The organism is Nocardioides sp., assembly GCF_031422975.1.
GTDB lineage: Bacteria > Actinomycetota > Actinomycetes > Propionibacteriales > Nocardioidaceae > Nocardioides.
Genome location: NZ_JANPEO010000006.1, coordinates 1 through 4,241, shown reverse-complemented (window position 1 = coordinate 4,241; position 4,241 = coordinate 1). Strand labels below are relative to the sequence as shown.

6 protein-coding genes are annotated in these 4,241 nt (G+C 71.3%); 5 read left to right on the top strand and 1 reads right to left on the bottom strand.

All coding sequences use genetic code 11. The features are described from left to right. The 4 genes from RMO85_RS00265 to RMO85_RS00250 all read left to right on the top strand — a co-directional run. Window positions 1–1,140 (top strand): magnesium transporter MgtE N-terminal domain-containing protein (locus RMO85_RS00265; RefSeq protein ID WP_310525709.1); only part of this gene is annotated, 1,140 nt, incomplete at its 5' end. Further along, on the top strand, window positions 1,137–1,667 hold the full coding sequence (locus RMO85_RS00260; protein WP_310525708.1) for a DUF1003 domain-containing protein: 531 nt from the start codon (window positions 1,137–1,139) through the stop codon (window positions 1,665–1,667). The genes RMO85_RS00265 and RMO85_RS00260, both read left to right, overlap by 4 nt. 33 nt (window positions 1,668–1,700) lie before the next feature. Then, window positions 1,701–2,846, top strand: a complete 1,146-nt coding sequence (locus RMO85_RS00255) for an Mrp/NBP35 family ATP-binding protein (protein WP_310525707.1) — start codon at window positions 1,701–1,703, stop codon at window positions 2,844–2,846. Window positions 2,847–2,849: 3 nt separating this feature from the next. Beyond that, window positions 2,850–3,170: a sec-independent translocase gene (locus tag RMO85_RS00250; protein ID WP_310525706.1), complete on the top strand. Its 321-nt coding sequence runs from the start codon at window positions 2,850–2,852 to the stop codon at window positions 3,168–3,170. Window positions 3,171–3,191: 21 nt separating this feature from the next. Here RMO85_RS00250 and RMO85_RS00245 read toward each other — a convergent pair whose 3' ends face one another. Beyond that, a complete protein-coding gene (locus RMO85_RS00245; protein WP_310525704.1) occupies window positions 3,192–3,737 on the bottom strand; it encodes a hypothetical protein in 546 nt (181 codons plus the stop codon). Between the two features lie 93 nt (window positions 3,738–3,830). Here RMO85_RS00245 and RMO85_RS00240 point away from each other — a divergent pair. After that, the coding region (locus RMO85_RS00240) for a hypothetical protein (RefSeq protein ID WP_310525703.1) at window positions 3,831–4,241 on the top strand (411 nt) is incomplete at its 3' end.

Sequence of the window (4,241 nt, the reverse complement as noted above, 5' to 3'; positions counted from 1 at the left end):
CGGGTGCTGGGCCTGGTCGCCGAGGTCTTCGGCAGGCGCCGGATCTTCGTGCCGATGACCCGGGTCACCAACATCGACAGCGGGCAGGTCTACACCACCGGCCTGCTCAACATGCGCCGCTTCGAGCAGCGCTCCACCGAGACGCTCGTCATGGGGCAGATGCTCGACCGCCGGGTGGTGATCAAGGAGACCGGCGTCCAGGGAACGGTCTACGACGTCGCGATGGAGCAGGCGCGCAACCGCGACTGGGTGCTCTCGCGCGTCGCCGTACAGGAGCCGTCGAAGGGGTTCCGCCGGCGCGGCCAGACGCACACGCTCGAGTGGCGCGACGTCGAGGGCCTGGACCGGCGCGAGGAGACGCAGGGCGCCACCCAGCTGATCGCCGCGCTCAACGAGATGCGTCCGGCCGACGCGGCCAACGTGATCCACGGGCTCCCGCCCGAGCGGCGTTCCGCCGTGGTCGCCGCGATGGGCGACGAGCGGCTCGCCGACGTGCTGGAGGAGCTGCCCGAGGAGGACCAGGTCGAGATCCTCGAGCACCTCGACTCCGAGCGCGCCGCCGACATCCTGGAGGAGATGTCCCCCGACGACGCCGCCGACCTGATCGCCGACCTCCACCCCGACACGGCCGCCGTCCTGCTGGGCCTGATGGAGCCCGACGAGGCCGAGGACGTCCGCCGCCTCATGTCCTACGCCGACAACTCCGCGGGCGCCATGATGACCCCCGAGCCGGTCATCCTGTCCCCCGACGCCACCATCGCCGACGCACTCGCGCACGTGCGCAATCCCGAGCTCACGCCTGCGCTGGCTGCTCTCGTCTACGTCTGCCGCCAGCCACTGGAGACCCCGACCGGCCGGCTGCTCGGCGCCGCCCACATCCAGCGGCTGCTGCGCGAGCCTCCCTCGACGCTGGTGGCCGCCGCGCTCGACGAGTCGATGGACCCGCTCCGCCCGGACGCGACGATCGATCAGGTGGCCGCGCACCTGGCGACGTACAACCTCGTCGCGGCACCCGTCGTCGACGACGAGGGACGGCTGCTCGGCGCCGTGACGGTCGATGACCTGCTCGACCACATGCTGCCCGACAACTGGCGTGACCAGGCGGAGCGGCCGGGACCGATCACAGGTGGTGGCCGGTGAGCGAATCCCGCGCCCGCGTGCGCCTCGACACTCCCCGCGAGACCCGCCGGCCACCCCTGATGCGTCGCCCGGCCTACGACGCCGACGCGTTCGGGTCCTTCGCCGAGCAGTTCGCCCGCTTCATGGGCACCGCGAAGTTCCTCATCTACATGACGCTGTTCGTGGCCGCGTGGATCGCCTGGAACACGCTGGCGCCGGCCGAGTGGCGTTACGACCGGTTCCCGTTCATCTTCCTCACGCTGATGCTGAGCCTGCAGGCGTCGTACGCCGCACCGCTGATCCTGCTCGCGCAGAACCGCCAGGAGTTCCGCGACAAGGTGGTGGCCGAGCAGGATCGCCAGGCCAACGCCCGCGCCCACGCCGACATGGAGTTCCTGGCGCGCGAGGTGGCCTCGCTGCGCATGTCGGTGGGCGAGGTCGCGACCCGCGACTTCCTGCGTTCGGAGCTCAAGGGGCTCTACAGCGACATCGAGGAGCTCGCCCGCGGTGACGCGGATGACGACCGCGATGAGCCACCGGCCGGCTGATCCGCCCGGACGGCTCGTAGACTCGTGCCCATCATGAGCACCCCCACGCATTCGCAGATCACCGCAGCACTCGCGCAGGTCAACGACCCCGAGATCAAGCGCCCCATCACCGAGCTGAACATGGTCGACTCGGTCGTCGTCGCCGAGAGCGGCGAGGTCGCCATCACCGTGCTCCTCACGGTCGCGGGCTGTCCGCTCAAGGAGACGATCACCCGCGACGTGACCGCCGCCGTCACCGCGGTCCCGGGCGTCACCGGCGTCGATCTCACGCTCGGCGTGATGACCCCCGAGCAGCGGGCCGGCCTCAAGGAGGTCCTCAGCGGCGGAAAGGCCGAGCGCGAGATCCCCTTCGCCCAGCCGGGCTCACTGACGAAGGTCTACGCCATCGCCAGCGGCAAGGGCGGCGTCGGCAAGTCCTCGGTCACCGTCAACCTCGCTCTCGCCATGGCCAAGACGGGCCTGCGGGTCGGCATCGTCGACGCCGACATCTACGGCCACTCGGTGCCGGCCATGCTCGGCATCGCCGACGCGCGCCCGACGCAGGTCGACGACCTGATCATGCCGGTGCCGACCGCCAGCGGCGTCTCGGTGATCTCCATCGGCATGCTCAAGCCGCGTCGCGACCAGGTCGTTGCCTGGCGCGGCCCGATGCTCGACCGGGCGCTCGTCCAGATGCTCTCCGACGTCTACTGGGGCGACCTCGACGTCCTCCTGCTCGACCTGCCTCCGGGCACCGGCGACGTCGCCATCTCACTGGGCCAGCACCTGCCCAGTGCCGAGGTCGTGGTCGTCACGACGCCGCAGGAGGCGGCGGCCGAGGTCGCCGAGCGGGCCGGCACGATGGCCTCGATGATGCATCAGCGCGTGGTCGGAGTCGTGGAGAACATGAGCTTCCTGACCCTGCCCGACGGCTCCACCATGGAGGTCTTCGGCACTGGCGGCGGCGATCGCGTCGCCGAGACCCTGTCGCAGCGCTTCGGCTACGACGTCGCAGTGCTGGGCCGGATCCCGCTCGATCCCGCACTGCGCGAGGGCGGCGACGTGGGCAAGCCGATCGTCGACGCCGATCCCACCGCGGCCGCCGCGCTCGAGCTGACGAAGATCGCCGACGCCCTGATCGGGCGCGGTCGTGGCCTGGCCGGCATGCAGCTCGGCCTCACTCCGAGCGCGAAGTTCTGATCCATGTTCGGTGTCGGGCTGGCTGAGTTGGCGCTGATCGCGTTCGTCGCGGTGATCGCCTTCGGGCCCGACCGACTCCCGGTGCTGGCCAAGCAGGCCGGCATCATGCTGCGCAAGGCGCGAGTCATGGCCAACTCCGCGCGCGACGAGCTCCGCGAGGAGCTGGGCCCCGACTACGCCGACCTCGAGCTGCGCGACCTCGACCCGCGCACCATCGTGCGGCGCCACATCATCGAGGCGATGGAGGACGAGGACATCCGCCCGGTGGCGCCGCCCGTCCTGGCCGAGGGCCAGCGCCCGCCGTACGACGTCGACGCGACCTGAGCGCGTCGCCGAGACCGCGGCTCAGTCGCGGCTCTGCACCGCACTGATCGCGTCGTAGGCGATCAGCTCGCGCTCCTGGCTGGGCGTGCTGATCTCGACGAAGTCGGAGCCCACCCGGCGCACGACGGACTCCAGCTGGCCGCCCTCGACGAGGTGGACGACGCAGCGCACCTGCGACGCCGCGAGTCTGCGCAGCGCCGAGGAGACGCCCAGCTCGTGCAGTGGCGACCAGGCGACCTCCGGGACCGAGCGCGCCGAGGCGCCCTGGACCACCTGGATGCGGGCCGTGCGGACGATCCAGTCCTGTGCGTGACCGCTGACCAGGCACCAGCCGAGCCCCATCCGCTGCAGCTCGCCCTCGACCCGCCCGACGCCCGCGACCGTGAGCACCAGACGGTGGCCGACGCTGGCCATCAGCCTCGAGTCCAAGGTGACGCGGTGATATTCCGCGCGGCTGCGGTCGATCAGCTCGGCGTCGCGCTCGAGATCGAACAGCGCCGTCGCCTGGCCCTCCAGGTCGTCGAAGAGCGCGAAGAGCTGTTCGTCCCAGGAGGGGTGCGGAGCCATGGCTCGAGCCTAACCGCCCTGTGCACAACCCGTTGACATCGAACTCATCGTTACCTTAAATGATGCAAACGGACGCAAACGAAAGGTTCGGCGATGTCTCGGTCGACGCCCTCCTCCACGGGCCGCTGCGTGGCGGTGTGGCTGCTCGTCACCGCTGGGGTGCTCGGCACCTGCTCCACGGTGGCCGGCGCGGCCGCATCGCTGGTCTCGTCGGCCACGTGGCACGGCACCTTCGAGGACCTGCTGGTCGCCGTGTCCGCGGCCGCCCTCGTGGGGTGCGCCGCGTGGCTGTGGCTCGTCACCACCGCGACCGTGGTGGACGTCGTGCGTGGCCACGTGCCTGTCGTCGAGCCGCGCGGGGTCGCCCGCCGCCTCGTGCTGGCGGCGTGCGGCGCGGTCGTCGTGGCCGGGATCGGCGGTCCCGCCCTGGCCGATGCGGGCACGGGTGGCCACTCGCTGGTCAGGCTGCCGATGCCCGACCGGGCCGTCGTCACCGCCGTGGCC